Genomic DNA, 16,347 nt, shown 5'->3' with positions numbered 1-16,347 from the left:
GCTAGGTTGGAACGCCTGGAACAATGCATAGCCTGGATGCCGAAGCGACTCTGACACCGCGCAACCCCGATCCAAGGAAGTCGTCCGCGGATTTTGGCGATGCCGGCAGGTTCGACGCATCTGAGACCGTGAAGAGGGTGGCGGTTTTCTGGAAATTTCTGCAAATTCCAGATTGCCTTTTAAGCGACTTTCGAAGCACAAATAGTGAACATTAAGCTAGTGGCTCATGTGACGTTAGCAGCTCTGGCTCAATTCGCGGCCGGCGGGCATGGCGAAATGGCCAGAAGGGGGGGCCGGGGGGATCTGTCCGCCTTTCGATTACTGTCGGCGATAAGCTGTCATTCAGCATCCGGGCTGGAGGCATAGTGACGAGATTGAGATTTCTGCCGCACGAGGATCACGCCAGTCGCAAGACAAAGCCATAGCTTATGCACAACCTTTATTATCCAGAAAGCTTAGTTCTTCCCTTAGAACTTGAACCAATCTCAGACTCAGTGTCTTCTCAGGGCCAACTCGGGAGTAGACATGCCTTCAGGCTCGTTTCAACACCGCGTTTGGCAATGGGTTGTCGCGTGCTTTCCGACATCGGCGCACCTCAATGTGCAGGAGCGTAATCATCGCTTCCTTGAAGAAGCGCTCGAACTCGCTCAAGCGAACTCCTGCACCAAGGCGGAGGCACTCGAACTTGTGGAATACGTGTTCGGCAGGCCGAAAGGTGACGTGCGCCAATAAGTTGGGGGCGTCGTCGTGACGCTCGCAGCCCTTTGCAACGCCACCAGCGTCGACATGGATGAGGCCGCCGAACAGGAACTGCAAAGGAACTGGTCCCGCATCGATCGAATCCGCGCCAAGCAAGCGGCCAAGCGTCGGGGATCGGCTCTTCCTCAATGAACGTAGTGTTAGCCGATCAGCGTGGCGCAAGCTTCGCCACCCAGTATTGCGCAAGCGGGCGGTGACTCGCGGATGCAGATTTCGTATGGAACGGCCGACCTAAAGCATTGTTGCCTCAACCGTGACGTGGCGGAACAACGGTTTGGAAGAACATATGCGGACCGCCTGGTCAGCGAGCTTGCGGATGCGGAAGCTTTCGAGAATGTCCAGGAGTGGCACGAGATCCTTGGGGGAAACGTGACCGTCAATGACGATGAGAGCTTTGAAGTCGCCATCGGTTCGAGTTACACGGCAACCTTCGTGAGCGTGGATCAGAACGTCGCACTGACGGACGCTGGACGGATTGACTGGGCCAGCGTTGAATTCGTGAAGCTGACAGCCATATTGGAAGTACGATGATCGACGATCACGCCACAGCCAACTGGTTTTCGAAACCTGGCGACTCGATACGCGCGATAATGCAACGACGCAACATCTCCGCGCGTGACCTTGCCGCGCGCTTCGAGGACGGGCTTGAGGCTGTCCGCAGCCTCATAGACGGGTCGCGGCAAATCGACGAGTCATGCGCTTCGACACTGTCGGCGGCCTTAGGAGCGACAGCGAAATTCTGGCTGAAGCGGCAGGAGAACTTCGATACGGCGGTTGACCGTGCTCTGGTTCAAGTCCGGGAAAGTGGACATGAGGATCTGCTGCTGCGCCTCCCTGCTCCGGGCCAGAGGGCACGTGGCAAGCTATCCCTAGAGCGCCGTGCGGCCGAGATCCGCAAGAGGTTGGTCTTCTACAACGTTCCGGACGCAGAATCGTGGACGGGTCGATATGGGCGCCTGGTGGGCGAAACGGACTATCGTACCTCCAAGGCATTCGCTTCAAAGGAAGATGCCACTCTTCTATGGCTCCGGCGCGGGGAACTTGAGGCCGACATGATCCAGACACGCGTCTGGAATTCCGAGAATCTGATGGATCGGCTGCGGGACATCCGAAGGCTTTCTATGATCCGCCATCCTCAGCTCTTTCTACCGAGATTGAGGACGCTCTGCGCTGAAGCAGGTGTTGCGCTTGTAGTCGTCAAGGCTCCCGAGGGCTGCCGCGCCAGCGGCGCGATACGAATGGTCGATCCCGACAAGGCAATGCTCCTGCTGAGCTTCCGCTACAAGCGGGATGATCAGTTCTGGTTCACGGTTTTCCATGAGATTGGACATCTGGTGCTCCACAAAGCGAACACCTTCCTTGACGATGACGCTTTACCGGGGGACGCAGATCGGGAAAACGAGGCCAACGAGTTTGCGGCGGAATGCGTCATTCCTGCCCTTCGGGAGTCCGAATTCGAACGCGTCAGGCCTAAACGAGAAGACATCGTGCGTTTCAGCGTGTCGATTGGGGTGGCTCCAGGCCTAACCGTCGGACAGATGCAGCACCGTGGAATGCTGGACCCCGACAAGTTGAACTATCTTAAGCGTACGTGGGACTGGAGTCAGATCAACCCCGCCACCGTCTAGGATCGCTATCCTTTGAAGTGGACGAATGCGGTCGGGCTCTTTTGCCAGTTGCACAAGGCATCTTCCATCACGGCCATCCCCACGTGAAGGCTGGCATCCAACTCATCCACCCAGGCCTGAAGCTGAGCTTCCGTTGCCGCGCCTGTGTGTGAACCTGTGAATAGGAGGCGTGCGCCGGAAGCGGGACCCGTGGCGCCCTTGAAGTAGGCGGATCCTGGCTCGATCGGAGCGATACCGTACCGCCCGATCAGCGCAAGGTAATCAAACTTCGCAAGACGCCCAAAGGTCTTAACGCTCATGCTCCGATAAAGAGCATCGAAGATAGTTGCGGGATTGTTGCCGGTTTGGTGGATCTTTGCAGCGAAGAACGCTTGATGTCCCGCGGACCCTATCCAACCGACGTAGCTAAGCAGCACGTCGCCGAAGCTCCTGTTGGAATTCGGCCGCAGGCTCTCGTACTTCCGGTGATTGCCGAATTTTCCCCCGATGTTCATCCAATTCGCGTCGAGCCATGAGATCATTGCCTGTGGGTTGTTCGAAACAGTCTGCCAGTCCCACACTCCAGCCCCCAGCCGGCCGTATATCTGCTGAAGTCGAAGCCATCCGGAAGACGCGGGCCGAGCGAGATGCGTCATGAGAAACACAAGCCATGCAGCCTCTTCTACGTTGCCGTTCTGCATATGGTATGCAACCGCTCGCTCGGCATCGAACGAGCCCGAATTGGGATCTGCTTTCCTTGCAGTAACGGGCTTTTCCTGTGCTCGCCTGTAGTAATCTTCGCGCCTCAGGCTGGCGACGAACTGCATCGCAAGCGTGTCGCGCGCTAGAGTCCCCGTGGCACCCGGAAGATTACGCATGTTGGCCGAATAGTTCTGAAGAGCGCTAGAGATCTGCGCATGTTGTTGTTGCCTCGACGGCCACATTTCAGGCTGCTCCAGTTTTTTTGGTGTCTCGCTGGGCTCGGGTCCTCAGCCTTCGCGCGAGATATGTTCGATAAACCTCGTCATGAAATTCGGCTTTCAGCTCGTCGAGACCTTCAAAGCCAGGTGCATCCCGCCGTTTAGTTGCCCAGAACACCTGCAGAAGGCGAACGATATCAGCCCAGTAGGGTTCTCTCACAAAGTCTCCGGCCCGAATTTTCTTTCCTGCGCGGATCTCCCCTTCCGCCTGCAGCAGGGCGTCTGTAATCGAGAACGCGTCTCCGGAAGGCATCGGGGGCATTTGCACAGTCTTCTGATGTCCTTCATGCACGTAGTGGTTCATTGCTTCGATTGAGCCGTCATAAACATGCATGCTAGTGGCGTAGTGAATGTAGTCACCCGGATCGAGTTCAAGGCGAGTTGCCATCATCTCCTGGAGCATGGTGAAACAGAACACGTCATGTGGCAGTCCCTTGTGCGCATCATTCGACCGCATCGTGGTGCACATGTGAAGACGGCCGTCCCGCGCTACGAATTGCAATGCAGTCGTGCACGGGATCTCCTTGTGATGGACCGCGATGTCCGCGGCATCGTAGAGTTGGATCACAGCGCGCTTGGAGGTGGATTTCTCTTGCAGAAGCCTGGTGACATTCTCAAGCTGGTTGATGCTTCCGCGCAGAGCGTGAATACGCGGGCCGTACGCGCCAGCGAGAATGCCATCTTCGGCATCCTCGGCGTAGTCCGGGATGTATTCCTTGATGAACTCCAGAGTATTGAGGCCTCCGAGGTACCAGAGCAATTCACCCAGCGCGCTGAAAGGTTTGCCGCGGTCCTGTGATCGACTTATCCGAGCTCTGGGATTAGTCATCCGGAACGACACCCCAAGCTTTTCTCGCATATCGCCGCGAGTGCCGACGGTCGCGGCTCCCTCCGCCAGAAGGATCTGGTATAGTTCGATCAGTATCTCATCAATGCCTTCACCGCACAGGTACATGCCGCCCCTCCGAATCTACCCTGAGTCACATCTTATGATTAGATTTTGGCAAGTAAAATATTATGGGAGCGGGTTTGGGGCTTTTCTGCACCTTGGGCAAGCTGCTCGGGAACCGAAAGCGAAAGCCGCAGCAGTTCGGCCTCTTCTTCAACGTTGTATTCGACGTCGATCCTTGTGCAGTCCTCCCGCGTCGGCTACCCGCGATGAGAGCGCGCGGCGCGCCCGTGTTATCCCAGACGTATCAGGACGCCCGTCTGGCCCCGGCCATTACCAGTAAGGGTCGCACCCCCTCCCCAGACCAGCGTCGGCCAATTTGGTACCCTCAAAATTCCCTTGAACTTCACCGTCGGCACTCGAAAAACTCTAACAGTAAGACTCATTTTTCTGGCAGAGAGAGCGGGAACCACGTCGGAGCGCGACCTATGTCAGTTTATGCAATTTGGAATAACAAGGGGGGAGTCGGGAAAAGCTACCTGACTTTCCAGATCGCAGCAGAATACGCACGTACCCATCCGAATGAGAAAGTACTTGTGATCGATTTATGCCCGCAATCGAATTCGTCCAGTATGCTTCTCGGTGGGATCATTGAGGGCGAAAGACAACTGGATCAGATTGCCTTGACGGCCGCAGCCCGTCGTAAAACGATCGCAGGATACATCGAAGAACGAATTCTAAGCCCTTATATGAGCCCGAATGTTGGAGCTTCATATGTGTCCCAGGTGCGGCCTTTCAACGACGCGATTCCAGGTAACTTATACCTGGTCGTTGGCGATGAGGAACTTGAGATTCAAGCCTCTCGTGTCGCGAATGCAACCACACCAGGACCAGCAGACGCATGGCGAATCGTGCACTTTTGGATATCTGATCTCATAGCGGATATTCGCCGGTCTTGGGATGTGCAAGATTCGACCGTCTTCATCGACTGCAATCCCAGCTTCACGGTTTACACAGAGCTTGCCATGTCAGCCTCGGACAATCTCATTATCCCATTCTCAGCAGATGGATCTTCAAAGCGTGCGGTCAAGGCTGTGCTCGCGCTACTCTACGGGATCACCCGTATTGCCGGCGCTCCGCAATCCCAGTTCTTCCTTGAATCCCAGCGCTGGAGAATGTCGATACCGCGAATCTACAGTTATGTAGGGAACAGGCTGACGCAGATGAATTTGGGAGCTGCCGGCGCGTTCAAGACAGTTGTCAATGAGATCGGTGCCGAAATCTGGAATGTCTGGAAGAGCAACCCGAGCTTGTTCGCCATTCACCCGTCCGGCACACAAATTCCTTCCTCCCAGCGGGATTTTCGGCGCATGTTTCAGGCGGAAATCAACGACGCTAATACCGCCTCAGTGATTTCCGGAGCGCTCGGAATCCCGATTATGGGATTGCATGCCGGCACCAAGAATCTTGCAGGCAGAACCATCACAGTAAATCAGTCGCAGCTCGATCGGCAAAAGCCCAATATCAGCGACTTTGTGAAAACGATAGTTTGAAGGAAACGTGACGCAGGACCTGATCGGATAAGTCTGGCTTGCAAATTGAGTTGCCCGTTTCCGTGTCTGCGGCAATGGGTTTCTCCAATTCGTCGTCGATACTCTCTGAAGGGAACTCAAGCCTTCTCTTGATCCTGCGTTGGGATTGTTAATTGCTATCGTATCGGGCGCGGCCTTGGAGAGGAGCGGCCCGATCCCATCTTCGACCACGACATTGACCCGAGGATAATGAGCTCGAACATCACTCTGTAGCCGACGCCGACTTAGGAGTGCGGCGGGCAGCCGCTTCCCTCACCCACCGAAACGCCATTAGAGTTGGCGCTGAAAGACCTTGAAGGCATCCTTTATACCGTGATTTTCTTCGGATCGTTCGGGCCATTGATCGGCTCCAGAGCCGGGATAGATCAACAACGATAGGGTCATGTCGTGATACTCAGAAAACACGGCTGACTCGAAGACCGGCTCTGTCGGATTCCATATTCCTGCGGCATGCTCGATTTCGGTGAGGCCACTGCGTCGGCCGAGCGCCGCAAGCGACGCGTCGGGGACCTGAATCGTCATCTGCCTGGCTTTGAAGAAAACGCCTGATTTGAACAGCGCCTCGCTGCCCCAAGACCAGTCGATGAATCCATCTCGACTAACCACCAGCATTGCGCGCCGCTTGGTATCCTTCAACCAATTGAGCACGGCAGCCGTCAACGATACCTCATACCTTTGGCGTATCGGTTCGAACTGCGCGAGAGTTGGCCGCCGGAAATCCGCAGTTTGCAGTCGGAAGTCGTCAGGAGGCATGAGCACAAATGAGGCAAATTGGTTCGCCTCCGCCTCCATCTGACCATATGCGGTATCCCAACCCCACATATCCCGGCGTGAGCAATAGAATGGCTGCCCACTGAAATGGCGATGGGCGAGGTAGTGACCGAACTCATGGGCCTGGGAAAAGTTGATGCGGCCTTTGGATGCGTGCCCAGAGTCGAAGAAAATGGCCCACTCGTTACGCTTTTCATTTGGAACGAGGGCGCCTTCGAATTTTCCTTGAAAATCCTGGCCTCGCACCAGCGTGATCGGTTCATTCGGAAAGACGTTTCGGGAATAGTCAGGGGCGATCTCCGCAATGCGAACAGGAAACCGTGGCTGCCCGAGTAGCTCTTTTCCCTGCTTTACATATGCCGATACGCGGGAGGCCCATCCGCCCCAAGTCGTCGGCATCTTCACTTCTTTTTGCTCCAGGTGTCGATCATATCCATGATTTTACTTTTCGTGTCGTCGTCAAGGCGGTTGAACTTGCGGAAAAAGGCTTCCTTGACCTGGGCATCGTCAAACTCTGCCTTGTCATCCGTGAGATAGTCCGTCGTCACATCGAGAACGCGAGCTATTTCCACCAATTTTTCGGCGGAGGGCTTCCGCTCGTCGCGATTTTCAAGTTCCCAAAGATAGCTTTTACTGGCACCGGAGAGTCGGGCGAGCTCGTCTAGGGAATAACCCTTGGCGGCTCGCAATCTTTTGAGCTTCTCGCGGAGCGTGGCCGGCATGCTTTGCAGATTCTCCAGTGTTTTGAATGGCTTGTATCGTTCGATATATACCGCACGGATCCGTGCTTGACAACCGAACGGTTCTATGTTCGATATACCGAACAAAAGCGCACCTTCGAAGCGTACTCCAACAGGTCAAGGAGGTCCATACATCTATCGCGAAGTGGGCATCGATCGTGACGCCCTGAGAGAGTCAGCGGTCACGACGACATCCAGTAAGCGGCAATCGAAACAGCCGCGAGGCAGTCAGTAAGTCGAGTTGCGGCGGTCGAGGCCCCCCTGACGGCAAAAGCAAACCTAGGAGAATGACATGAGCGGACAGAATCAAGGCTCTGGAGGGAACCAGGGTAATGGCAACGGCCCTGCCGGGAACAACGGCGGCAACAATGGGTCCCAGTTCCACCTGATCGTCAATCGCGTCGAGCACACGTGGGCGACGGAGACGATCACTGGCGCCCAAATCAGGCAGCTGGCCGGCAGCCCGACGGACTGGGTGGTGAATCAGATCGAGCCAGGCCCAGGTGAAGATCCGGAAATCGGCGACGGTCAAGCTGTGCATCTCGACGAGAAGGCCCCGCCTCGTGGGCGCAAGCGATTTACGACGCGCAAGCCGGCGACTTCCCCTGGAGCGTGAGCAACATATGTTCCTCCCCGAAGACGATCAGATATTCCTCACGCAGAAATCGCTGCGGTATACGCTTCGAGAAGAGCCTGCGGGCCAGGAAGTCCGCAGGGGAGTGGAGTTTCCCGAGTTCGAAGTCCCCGCGAACCTCGCTCGAAAGGAAAATGGCCAACCTGTCCCTGCCGGCCTTGTACGGCTGCTAGTCCTCATCCCTACAGGATACGCGAAAGTGAGGCTGGACAGCTGGTATGTGTCGCCCGGCCTCTTCCACCTGGATGGACGCGAGGTCGACCGGGCCAACGGGCAGCAGGTTCTGTTCGGGGAAAACTGGCAGTTCTGGTCGCGTCACTTGACTGATGGAGAATGGCGCGCCGGCATCGACGGGCTCGAAACCTATCTTCAATACATCCGTTCGGGGCTGCGGGCAGCATGACACACTATAGCCTGCGCATGATTGAGGACCATCGCAGGCAACTGCGAGAACTGCTGCTTGCCGATGAAGACGAGGCTGCAGCGCTGGCGCTGTGCGGCCGCTCTCGTGTCCACAATCCCTGGACTGGGGAGGTCGACGAAAGGTTTGTAGTAAGGGAGGTGGTTGCCGTGCCACCCGAGGCATATCACGAGCGTCGGCCGGATGGTTTCACTTGGTCGACTGCGCCGTTCTACAGTTTGCTCAAGCGAGCGGAAAGTCGGGACCTGGCGGTGGCGGTGTTTCACTCGCACCCACGTGGGGTCCTGGAGTTCTCGATGCATGATGACGTGTCCGATCAGGCTTTGTTTTCGCTCGCTTTCAATCGTCTCGAAAGCCGACGCCCGCATCTGTCGGTTATCATGGATCGCGACGGATCTTTCGTCGGGCGCGTGTTTGGCCCCGAACTCCGGCCAGAGATTTTTTCAGATGTCGTTGTGATCGGGGAGCGGTGGGATTTCGGTGCGGCGGCCGCGGATTCGAATACACCGGAACTAGACCGTCAACGCCGCGCTTTCGGTGCCGAGACATCCGGGCAGCTGGCCAAGCTCAAGATTGGAATCGTTGGCCTGGGCGGCACCGGTTCCGCAGTGGCGGCCCTTGTTTCGCGAATCGGCGTGCGTCACCTGGCGTTGATCGATCCAGATCGAGTCGAAGACACGAACCTTGGCCGTCTGCATTTTGCGACCCGCTTCGATGCCAATCTAAGACGCCTGAAGGTCGACGTTGTTGGCGAGGGGATAGCAGAGTTGGGACTACCCACCAACATCGTGCGCCTGCCGCACTTCGATTCGCACCCCGAGGCTCTGGCGGCATTGCGCGCCTGCGACGTAGTTTTCGGCTGCACCGACGATCATCTTGGGCGGGAGGTCCTGAATCGGCTTGCCCATTTCTACTACGTTCCTGTTATCGATCTCGGACTTCTGATCGAACCGAACGATCAGGGTGGCTACGATACCTTCGATGGACGCGTGACGGTCGTTCAGCCGGGCTACCCATGCCAGACGTGCCGCGGCCTCATCAAGGATGAGCAGATGTTCCTGGATAGCCTGCGACGGGACGGCGAACTTCTGGTCGCACGGCAGCGAGCTGGATATGTGCCAAACAATCCTGACCCCAATCCGGTCGTGGTGACGTTCACGACAGAGGTCGCTGCAATGGCCGTCAATGAACTTTTTTACCGCCTGAACGGCTTTCGCGGGCCTGATGAGCATGCGTCTGAACGGGTGCGGTCTTTCAGATATCTGAAGGATTCGGATACGCTCCCACAGGGCAAGTCCAAGCCCGAATGCAAGATTTGCGGCCGCCGCCATTACGACGGCCGTGGCGACATGTCTCCCTTGCTAGATCTGGTGTTGTGATGAAGTTCCGGCTGCCTCTGCGGTGGGTCGAATGGCTCGGCACCCATCGTGTTCTTCAGCGCCCTCATTTTCTGGCCTGCGAAGTGCCGGAAGCCCCCGAGGTGCTGGTGCGGGGGATGCTTTATCACGAGGTTCGCGACGGCTATTCCAAATGGGCGCACCTGGCATGTCCGCGCTGCTGCGAACATATCCAGTTGCAGACTGCACAGGCTCGGCAACGATGGACATTGCGTATTGACTGGCTGAACCGCCCAACCATTTCGCCCTCTATCTGGGAGACCCAGAGTTGCGGAGCTCACTTCTTCGTGCGGAGCGGTCAGCTTCTCTGGACTCCTGACGACCGTCGCTAGTCTAGCGAGGACGTGCCTCTCGTCATCGTGGACAACAGCGGGATCGTGAGCAGAAGCGGCCACCTGGATGCGGTGAGGGTTTCCTATTCATCGCTTGGCCATCGGCGATCTCCGGTGGACTGTCGAGATACCCATCACAACGACCCTTCACGCCCCATCTTTACCATACCGATCGGAAAACTCGGGCATGATGTCGCCAGCCAGCAGCTTTTCCTTCGACAGCAGCCCGGCATCCTCGAGCGCCTCGAAATCCGGCAGCTGGCGCAGCGTGTCGAGCCCGAACTGCGACAGGAAGTTTTTCGTCGTCACATAGGTGTAAGGCGCGCCTGGCTGCGGGCTGCGCGGCCCCGAGGCGATGAGGTCCTGCACGCGCAGCACACCGATCAGATCGCGCGAAACCTCCTTGCCGAAGAAGGATGACAGCTCGCCCCGCGTGATCGGCTGGAAATAGGCAATGCACATCAGGACAAGCGCCTCCGACTGCGTCAGCTCTTTTGCACCCTGCCCCGCGGCAGTCCCGAATGCGGCGTGGATGGCGTCGCCAAAGACCTTCTTGGTCCGGTGCTGCCAGCCGCCGGCGACGGGAACCAGTTCGTAGGGGCGGCCGGCGAGCTCGGCGCGAATGTCGTCGATGATTAGATCGATGTTGCAGTTTCTTCCCACCACCCGTGCGAGGACACTACGTGTCACCGGTTCGCTGGCCGCAAAGATCACCGCTTCGACGCGACCCATCCACTCGCGCCAGCGCAGTTCGGGCGGCAGGCGCTCGAGCTCGGTGTCCAGCAGCGCCGGCTGGTCGTTCCGCATGCGGCGGGCGGACGCTTGGCTCATCGCTACAGCCCAAACAGCCGGAAGCTGGTGCGGCCCGACAGCTCGCGCACGGCATCCAATTGCGGAGGCGTTCGAACAGGCGCCGCGCCGCAAAACGCGACAGGTTCTTTGTCACAAGCGATCCGGCGACAGCCTCTTCATTCAGGAGCAAAAAAATCACGTCGCCGGCGGCTGCAGCGCCAGCTGCCGCCAGGCCCCAAAAATGGCGCCGGCGGGGCCGGGATCGGCGCCGGCCGGCAAAGCTGCCAGGCATCGCGCAAGGCGGCTTCATCCCCGGCGCGGCCGGCCAGCCGCATGCTGGCGGCGGCGCATTTGAGCGCCCGCCGCTGGCGCCAGGCGCCGGCCCAGGCAGGCTGCGCCCGAACCAGCGTATCGAGTGTGCCCAGCGCAGCGCCGGCCTGGAAGGCGGCGTCGACATCGTTGTTGAGCGCTCCGCCGGCGGCAAGCGCCCAGGCAGGGACAGTCGGCGGCGCGACGCAGCTGGCAGTCGCGGGATCAAGGCGAATCATGCTTTCAAGGGTAAAGCGCGCGTGCACTTTTGGCGATGATTTTCGCATAAGAACGCACAGCCTGTCGGCGCGACAAAACGACTGATAATGTTGCCTTATCAATCATTTACGTAACCGTAGGCTAGGTCTAATTAGATTTGTCGGCTAACTTCTGCCATTGACTGCATCCTCTTGGGCCAAATACCGGCGGCGGCTCAGTGCAAGCAGGTCACGAAACAGTCGGTCCGCTCCTTTGCCGACCGATGGTCCATGAAATCCCCTCCCCGCTCATGATCCCGGAGACCTGCTTTCCGACATGTCGGTCAAGCACTGGCCGCCACGGCACGAGAGTGAACTCACGCGACTTTTCAATGACGGCGTATTTCCCGCTGGCGAGTTCGACCGATCGGACCACCTTGCCTTCCAGTCGATCTCCGAGCTTTGCTTCGAAATAGGAGAGCCCGAGCTCGCTCGAAAGCTGACCGGCAACGCGGTTTAGCTCGCGCTGGCGCAAGATCGAAATCATGTTTGCGCGATAGACGATCCGGTCCTGCTCTTCACGCGCCAAACCCTGCGCAATCAGCCATTGCCTCCGGCGAGCCTGCGCCTCATGCACGTCACGGCCAAAGCCGGATTTGCGCAGTGTCTCAGGCGCATCGGAAACTAGCTCCTGATCAATCCAGGTGGCACCGTCGAAACTGACTTGCTTCTCCAGCGGCAGCGATGAGAGCTTATCGACCAGGACTGGCTCCGCCTTCGCGCGATCGCGCTCGTATTCCGCAACACGATCGAGATGATCCGGCGCGATGATCCAGGTTCCGTCCGGCTGGCGCTCCAAGCCGCCGGCGGCTCGCCGGATCGCTTCCAGCCGCCGGACATGCGTCTCGGCAAAGCGTTCGGTAGCGGAAGGGTCCTGCCTCAGATGAATATCGACGTTGTAGCGCCCGCCATTCGCTGCAGCGATCCCGGCAATGGTCCGGTCAACTTGCCTGGGCTCCGTGCTTCGCGGCGTGACCCGCACGATGCAGCCCTCCGACGTAGGCTCCGTCGCCTCGCCTTTGCCGATATCGATGTAATGGCTTTTGCCGTCCAAGCCATCGACGATAAGGTAATGGCGGTCGTTAATCTCGTCTGCCAGCCCACGAGCAACAACGCGGCCGACGATAGGCTCGGCATTCTGTCCCGCATCGTAGACAACATAATCGGCGGCACTGCGCGCGATTCCCTTGCTGGTCAGTTCGCGATGCATGGTCTTGATGATATCGCCGCGCTCGCCCAACCGACGCAGCGTTGCTTCGAGCCCATCATCAAGGCGCCAGCGGGCTGTGCCGGCCTCCGCTGCAAGATCCATCCGCTCGAGCTTGCGCAGGCGACCCTGATGCAATGTCTGGCGAAACGCGTCGCGGCCGACCGGAGAAACAATTCCATACTCGTCACGCATTCGTAGCAGTTGGCGGTCGATGCTGGTGAAGCGTTCTTGCTCCATCTCCTGGCGCAGGCGCTGCTCGATCTCGCGGTCGGTGTGCGGGGCGAGGTCGAGGCTGACCAACTCGGCGGCCCGCTCGCGCAGCCCAGAGGAGATGTACTCCCGCGCGATGACGAGATTCTCGCCCCGATCATCCTTGCCACGGAGGATGATATGCGTATGCGGGTGGCCGGTGTTGAAATGATCGACGGCAATCCAGTCGAGTTTCGTGCCGAGGTCTTCTTCCATCTGCGCCATGAGGCGCCGTGTTAGCGGTTTGAGGTCCTCGTACTCGATGCCGTCTTCGGCTGCGACGATGAAGCGGAACTGATGCCGGTCGCCGTTCGCCCGATCGATGAAGGCCTTGCCGTCGACCTGATCGCTATCAGCTCCGTAGAGCTCGCCAGCCTCGTTTTCACGGGTGACGCCGCCGCGCTGAAGATAGCGGAGGTGCACACGCGCACCGTCAACGCCCTTGCCGGCCAGCCTGACGACGCGCGCCTTAACAACGACCCGCCGCTGTCGGAAAGCGGCGTAGCGATCGCGTGATTTCAACAGCGCGGCGGCCGCTCCGCCGCGCCCTGTCCGGCTTCCCGTGAAGCGACCACCGCGAGAGGGCTTGCCGCCGGCCCTGTTGATCGCCGCCCGAACCTGCCCAGCGTAGCGTTTGCCTGCCTTCGATCCGCGCGACCCGATCTTGCCGAGCTTAGGCCTGAATTCGTCGTCCGACATCGCAACCTCCGGCTAACTTGAAGCAAAATCAGAAACTTGCGGATTCCTGCCTCCTGGTGCCGCAAGCAGCCTCCTGGAAAAACGATGTGCAGACAAAGACTTCGTCGCCTCCAGGAGGCGGCACCTTTATCTTGCCTTACCAATTAGACACCCCATCAACCTGCAATAATTCATCAATATCAATTGCTCAACTCCAACTCCATCGCAGTAAAGACGGCATGATTCATTTCAGTCGTACATAAGCCAAGCTCACGGGCGGATTGTTGCCTCCGTCCATGCGCTACTTCGAGCTCGGCGCCTAACGGCGTGCAACGCGCCGCTGAGATGCGGCCGCGCGATCGGAATTCCGCGGTGGCGACATAGGACGAGAGGCGACGGATGCCGTCTCCCGTCTCGACTTTAGTCGCGGTCCCGATCCTTAAGCTCCCGGATCACCGCCTTGACCTCATGGTCGCCGATCTTGGTGCGGCGTTGCGCGACCAGGATGCTGACGGCCGTCTCGTTCGCCTCGATCGCCCGGATCGCGTCCTCCATGTCGGCATATGGCCGCAGGTTTTCGATGGCGATGACGTCGCCGTTCTCGTCATAGCCGCCGTGGAGGTACATCGGCGCCCGATTCAGGCGCGAAAGCGCCCACTCGGCCTCATGGATGAGCAGGAAGCCCAGCTTGCGCTGCCGCCAATATTCTGCTCTGCCGCCGTCGATGCTGACGATTTTGCGATGTGTCATGGAAATCTCCTTTCGTTCTCTGACGGAAGGGGACCGCACCGGCGCATCGACGGGTCAAGGATCGCTTTAGCGACCGCAACGCGGCGTGCGGGGGAGCCGATTTGGTCGTCGGCGCTTCAGCGTCCGGCGGCAAAATGGGGGGGACCGCTCGTCCTTGACGCCGCAGAGGCGGTGCCACAATGGGCAGTCAGAGAGAGATAACCCACGGCCCCGACCGGGGCCCGTGTCCGTATCCGGCGACCAGCCGGTCCTGCGCCCTCCCACCCGTACTGGCGGCGCAGCGCCGCGAGACGATCGTCACGCGGATGCGCCCAAACCGTGTAGCGGCTGGTGCCCATCTGGCGCTCGTTCAAGGGAGGGCAATAGCGTGCCCCACCGCCCGCCCGGCACCTTGCCCTCATCTGCCGTCCGGCCGCGCTGACCCACTTGGCTGAGACCCGAGCGGCACCAGAATTCCGCCACTCGAACCGCCCGCCGAAACGCCATCCCTCAGGAAAAACAATTCGCGCCCTAAGGAGATTTTCGGCGCTTTTGGGGGTCGAGATTTGCCCTTGAACTGATCCATGTCGGCCGCCGAAACACCCGCCGCCTTAAGCTGTTGGAGATACAAGACTGTCTCTCTCGGCAGCGGCTTCCCGCGTTCCAGATGCGCCTCATATCGATCCGGCCCGGCGTTGTAGGCTGCGAACAGCCCAGGAAAGCCGAAGCGATCATACATGGCGCGCAGATAGGCTGTACCGGCCAGAATATTGTCGCGCGGATCGTGCGGATCGGCTCCGAGATCGTGCTCGACGTGCAGTTCCTCATAGGTGTCGGGCATCACCTGCATCAGCCCAATCGCACCGGCTCGTGAAGTGATCGGCCGACCGTTGAGCATGGTCTGCCCACGGCTTTCGGCATCCACGACGGCATAAATCCAGGACTGTGGAACACTGAAGCGCTGGCTTGCCTCGGCAACGAACTCTTGCCATCTTGCCAGCTGCGGACCTTGGGAGATGACGGCCGGCTGTGCGCCGGTCGCGGCGGAACAGGCGCATGGTGCGATCGACACCATGCCCAAAATCAGGAGGGTCACTCGGTCCATAGCGGCACGAGCCTCCCGACGATATTGGCGGCCGGCACCGGCCCGAAATACCGGCTGTCGAAGGAGCCGGGAGCCTCGCCATTGATCAGGAAAACTTCGTCGCCGGTGAGTGCCCGGCATTCGTTCCACCAAGGCAAGGTTCGGCCTTGCGTGTCGACCGGAACGCGGCGTGCCACGATCTCGCCGCCGATGATGATGGCGTCATTGAAGGCGCAGACATGCTCGTGCGGCAGTGCGGCGATACGCTTCACCAGCGGCACGTTGCGAGGCAGATAGCCGCGTTGGTCGGCGAGGTGAGCGGCCATTTTGGGCAAGCGGACAAGCACGAAATCGCCGGCGCGAGCGGCACCAAGGCCAAGGCCATAGAGCCCGATTGGCGCGCTGGCCGAGGCATTCCAGACCAGGACGGGCGTCGGCTTGACGAAAGCGGTAAAGCCGATCAGGCCAAGGCCGATGCTTGCCGCGGCAAGCGTCTTGCGCGCGCGAACGCGCCGCAAACGGCTGCCGATCAGATGAAGAGAAGGCCGCGCGATCATGGCTGGCCTGCGCGATTGTCATCGGCGTCAAAGCCCTTCGGCTGGCCTTTCGACCAGGCGTCGAGCTCGTCGATGTGGTAGCGGACGAAGCGGCCGTGCTTGCGAAATTGCGGGCCACCGCCCTTGAGCCGCATCTTTTCCAAAGTCCGCTGAGAGAGCCCGACATAGAAAGCGGCCTGCGCGGTGTTGAGGAACGGACTGCCCTTCTTGGCGCGGGCGGCGCGTTCGTTTTCGTCGTCCATGATGATCCTCGTTTCGTCGGCTGAAGACGGTGGGAGGATCGGCAAGGAAAAGCGCTTGCGGGACGGGCGAAGAGTCAACGGCGAGTTTTCGCCGCCCCTGCGGGCTGGCTCAGTTCGG

Annotated in this window: 19 protein-coding genes; 7 read left to right on the top strand and 12 right to left on the bottom strand. The window is 59.1% G+C overall.

Features of this window, described 5'->3' with window-relative positions; translation table 11 throughout:
* Positions 1 to 531: 531 nt before the first annotated feature.
* Complete coding sequence (locus RFM98_RS29040; RefSeq protein ID WP_320311975.1) at positions 532 to 816, bottom strand: hypothetical protein; 285 nt, start codon at positions 814 to 816, stop codon at positions 532 to 534.
* 147 nt (positions 817 to 963) lie between these two features.
* On the opposite strand from RFM98_RS29040, the gene RFM98_RS29035 reads away from it, so the two are divergent.
* A complete protein-coding gene (locus RFM98_RS29035; protein ID WP_320311974.1) occupies positions 964 to 1,290 on the top strand; it encodes a hypothetical protein in 327 nt (108 codons plus the stop codon).
* Complete coding sequence (locus RFM98_RS29030) at positions 1,287 to 2,387, top strand: ImmA/IrrE family metallo-endopeptidase (RefSeq protein ID WP_320311973.1); 1,101 nt, start codon at positions 1,287 to 1,289, stop codon at positions 2,385 to 2,387. The genes RFM98_RS29035 and RFM98_RS29030 overlap by 4 nt, the downstream gene beginning before the upstream one ends.
* 5 nt (positions 2,388 to 2,392) lie before the next feature.
* Here RFM98_RS29030 and RFM98_RS29025 read toward each other — a convergent pair whose 3' ends face one another.
* Positions 2,393 to 3,310 (bottom strand): alpha-glutamyl/putrescinyl thymine pyrophosphorylase clade 3 protein, encoded by a 918-nt coding sequence (locus RFM98_RS29025; protein WP_320311972.1) that lies wholly within the window; start codon positions 3,308 to 3,310, stop codon positions 2,393 to 2,395.
* A 1-nt stretch (position 3,311) separates the two neighbouring features.
* Complete coding sequence (locus RFM98_RS29020; protein ID WP_320311971.1) at positions 3,312 to 4,301, bottom strand: thymidylate synthase; 990 nt, start codon at positions 4,299 to 4,301, stop codon at positions 3,312 to 3,314.
* A 422-nt stretch (positions 4,302 to 4,723) separates the two neighbouring features.
* On the opposite strand from RFM98_RS29020, the gene RFM98_RS29015 reads away from it, so the two are divergent.
* Entirely contained in the window at positions 4,724 to 5,788 is a 1,065-nt protein-coding gene (locus tag RFM98_RS29015) for a ParA family protein (RefSeq protein ID WP_320311970.1), read from the top strand.
* A gap of 309 nt (positions 5,789 to 6,097) precedes the next feature.
* Here the strand turns inward: RFM98_RS29015 and RFM98_RS29010 are convergent, their stop codons facing one another.
* Positions 6,098 to 6,997, bottom strand: coding sequence for an ImmA/IrrE family metallo-endopeptidase (locus RFM98_RS29010; protein WP_320311981.1), 900 nt, complete (start codon positions 6,995 to 6,997; stop codon positions 6,098 to 6,100).
* A 2-nt stretch (positions 6,998 to 6,999) separates the two neighbouring features.
* Positions 7,000 to 7,320 (bottom strand): helix-turn-helix domain-containing protein, encoded by a 321-nt coding sequence (locus RFM98_RS29005; RefSeq protein WP_320311969.1) that lies wholly within the window; start codon positions 7,318 to 7,320, stop codon positions 7,000 to 7,002.
* 310 nt (positions 7,321 to 7,630) lie between these two features.
* On the opposite strand from RFM98_RS29005, the gene RFM98_RS29000 reads away from it, so the two are divergent.
* Genes RFM98_RS29000 through RFM98_RS28985 form a run of 4 tightly spaced genes read left to right on the top strand, consistent with a single transcriptional unit; the run spans position 7,631 to position 10,122 of the window.
* Positions 7,631 to 7,954, top strand: a complete 324-nt coding sequence (locus RFM98_RS29000) for a multiubiquitin domain-containing protein (RefSeq protein WP_320311968.1) — start codon at positions 7,631 to 7,633, stop codon at positions 7,952 to 7,954.
* Between the two features lie 7 nt (positions 7,955 to 7,961).
* Positions 7,962 to 8,375 carry an E2/UBC family protein gene (locus tag RFM98_RS28995; RefSeq protein ID WP_320311967.1) on the top strand — a complete coding sequence of 138 codons (414 nt, stop codon included), beginning with the start codon at positions 7,962 to 7,964 and terminating at the stop codon, positions 8,373 to 8,375.
* Positions 8,372 to 9,772, top strand: a complete 1,401-nt coding sequence (locus RFM98_RS28990; protein ID WP_320311966.1) for a ThiF family adenylyltransferase — start codon at positions 8,372 to 8,374, stop codon at positions 9,770 to 9,772. The genes RFM98_RS28995 and RFM98_RS28990 overlap by 4 nt, the downstream gene beginning before the upstream one ends.
* On the top strand, positions 9,772 to 10,122 hold the full coding sequence (locus RFM98_RS28985) for a ubiquitination-like system serine protease family protein (protein WP_320311965.1): 351 nt from the start codon (positions 9,772 to 9,774) through the stop codon (positions 10,120 to 10,122). Before RFM98_RS28990 ends, RFM98_RS28985 begins: the two co-directional genes overlap by 1 nt.
* A gap of 147 nt (positions 10,123 to 10,269) precedes the next feature.
* On the opposite strand, the gene scpB is transcribed toward RFM98_RS28985, so the two are convergent.
* From scpB to RFM98_RS28950, 7 genes are all read right to left on the bottom strand, one after another.
* Complete coding sequence (gene scpB / locus RFM98_RS28980; protein WP_320311964.1) at positions 10,270 to 10,953, bottom strand: SMC-Scp complex subunit ScpB; 684 nt, start codon at positions 10,951 to 10,953, stop codon at positions 10,270 to 10,272.
* Positions 10,954 to 11,090: 137 nt separating this feature from the next.
* Entirely contained in the window at positions 11,091 to 11,462 is a 372-nt protein-coding gene (locus tag RFM98_RS28975) for a DUF1403 family protein (protein WP_320311963.1), read from the bottom strand.
* Positions 11,463 to 11,670: 208 nt separating this feature from the next.
* Complete coding sequence (gene rlxS, locus RFM98_RS28970) at positions 11,671 to 13,638, bottom strand: relaxase/mobilization nuclease RlxS (protein WP_320311962.1); 1,968 nt, start codon at positions 13,636 to 13,638, stop codon at positions 11,671 to 11,673.
* Positions 13,639 to 14,037: 399 nt separating this feature from the next.
* Positions 14,038 to 14,367 carry a hypothetical protein gene (locus RFM98_RS28965; RefSeq protein WP_320311961.1) on the bottom strand — a complete coding sequence of 110 codons (330 nt, stop codon included), beginning with the start codon at positions 14,365 to 14,367 and terminating at the stop codon, positions 14,038 to 14,040.
* Positions 14,368 to 14,764: 397 nt separating this feature from the next.
* Positions 14,765 to 15,451 (bottom strand): lytic transglycosylase domain-containing protein, encoded by a 687-nt coding sequence (locus tag RFM98_RS28960; protein WP_320311960.1) that lies wholly within the window; start codon positions 15,449 to 15,451, stop codon positions 14,765 to 14,767.
* Positions 15,439 to 15,987, bottom strand: a complete 549-nt coding sequence (locus tag RFM98_RS28955; RefSeq protein WP_320311959.1) for a S26 family signal peptidase — start codon at positions 15,985 to 15,987, stop codon at positions 15,439 to 15,441. The genes RFM98_RS28960 and RFM98_RS28955 overlap by 13 nt, the downstream gene beginning before the upstream one ends.
* Positions 15,984 to 16,229 (bottom strand): helix-turn-helix transcriptional regulator, encoded by a 246-nt coding sequence (locus RFM98_RS28950; RefSeq protein WP_320222788.1) that lies wholly within the window; start codon positions 16,227 to 16,229, stop codon positions 15,984 to 15,986. Before RFM98_RS28950 ends, RFM98_RS28955 begins: the two co-directional genes overlap by 4 nt.
* Between the last annotated feature and the right edge of the window lie 118 nt (positions 16,230 to 16,347).

Origin of the sequence: Mesorhizobium australafricanum, from assembly GCF_033977265.1 — a bacterium.
Classification (GTDB): Bacteria; Pseudomonadota; Alphaproteobacteria; order Rhizobiales; family Rhizobiaceae; genus Mesorhizobium; species Mesorhizobium australafricanum.
Note: the sequence above shows the minus strand (reverse complement) of the source record. Positions and strands in the feature narration are given on the sequence as shown.

Excerpts from the sequence above, each read along its gene's own strand:
- RFM98_RS29005 (WP_320311969.1), bottom strand. The coding sequence starts at position 7,320 with ATGCCGGCCACGCTCCGCGAGAAGCTCAAAAGATTGCGAGCCGCCAAG.
- RFM98_RS29030 (WP_320311973.1), top strand. The coding sequence starts at position 1,287 with ATGATCGACGATCACGCCACAGCCAACTGGTTTTCGAAACCTGGCGAC.
- RFM98_RS29020 (WP_320311971.1), bottom strand. The coding sequence starts at position 4,301 with ATGTACCTGTGCGGTGAAGGCATTGATGAGATACTGATCGAACTATAC.
- RFM98_RS28960 (WP_320311960.1), bottom strand. The coding sequence starts at position 15,451 with ATGGACCGAGTGACCCTCCTGATTTTGGGCATGGTGTCGATCGCACCA.
- RFM98_RS29015 (WP_320311970.1), top strand. The coding sequence starts at position 4,724 with ATGTCAGTTTATGCAATTTGGAATAACAAGGGGGGAGTCGGGAAAAGC.
- RFM98_RS28995 (WP_320311967.1), top strand. The coding sequence starts at position 7,962 with ATGTTCCTCCCCGAAGACGATCAGATATTCCTCACGCAGAAATCGCTG.
- RFM98_RS28950 (WP_320222788.1), bottom strand. The coding sequence starts at position 16,229 with ATGGACGACGAAAACGAACGCGCCGCCCGCGCCAAGAAGGGCAGTCCG.
- RFM98_RS28955 (WP_320311959.1), bottom strand. The coding sequence starts at position 15,987 with ATGATCGCGCGGCCTTCTCTTCATCTGATCGGCAGCCGTTTGCGGCGC.
- RFM98_RS28975 (WP_320311963.1), bottom strand. The coding sequence starts at position 11,462 with ATGATTCGCCTTGATCCCGCGACTGCCAGCTGCGTCGCGCCGCCGACT.
- RFM98_RS28985 (WP_320311965.1), top strand. The coding sequence starts at position 9,772 with ATGAAGTTCCGGCTGCCTCTGCGGTGGGTCGAATGGCTCGGCACCCAT.
- RFM98_RS28965 (WP_320311961.1), bottom strand. The coding sequence starts at position 14,367 with ATGACACATCGCAAAATCGTCAGCATCGACGGCGGCAGAGCAGAATAT.
- rlxS (WP_320311962.1), bottom strand. The coding sequence starts at position 13,638 with ATGTCGGACGACGAATTCAGGCCTAAGCTCGGCAAGATCGGGTCGCGC.
- RFM98_RS29010 (WP_320311981.1), bottom strand. The coding sequence starts at position 6,997 with ATGCCGACGACTTGGGGCGGATGGGCCTCCCGCGTATCGGCATATGTA.
- RFM98_RS29025 (WP_320311972.1), bottom strand. The coding sequence starts at position 3,310 with ATGTGGCCGTCGAGGCAACAACAACATGCGCAGATCTCTAGCGCTCTT.
- RFM98_RS28990 (WP_320311966.1), top strand. The coding sequence starts at position 8,372 with ATGACACACTATAGCCTGCGCATGATTGAGGACCATCGCAGGCAACTG.
- RFM98_RS29035 (WP_320311974.1), top strand. The coding sequence starts at position 964 with ATGCAGATTTCGTATGGAACGGCCGACCTAAAGCATTGTTGCCTCAAC.
- scpB (WP_320311964.1), bottom strand. The coding sequence starts at position 10,953 with ATGAGCCAAGCGTCCGCCCGCCGCATGCGGAACGACCAGCCGGCGCTG.
- RFM98_RS29000 (WP_320311968.1), top strand. The coding sequence starts at position 7,631 with ATGAGCGGACAGAATCAAGGCTCTGGAGGGAACCAGGGTAATGGCAAC.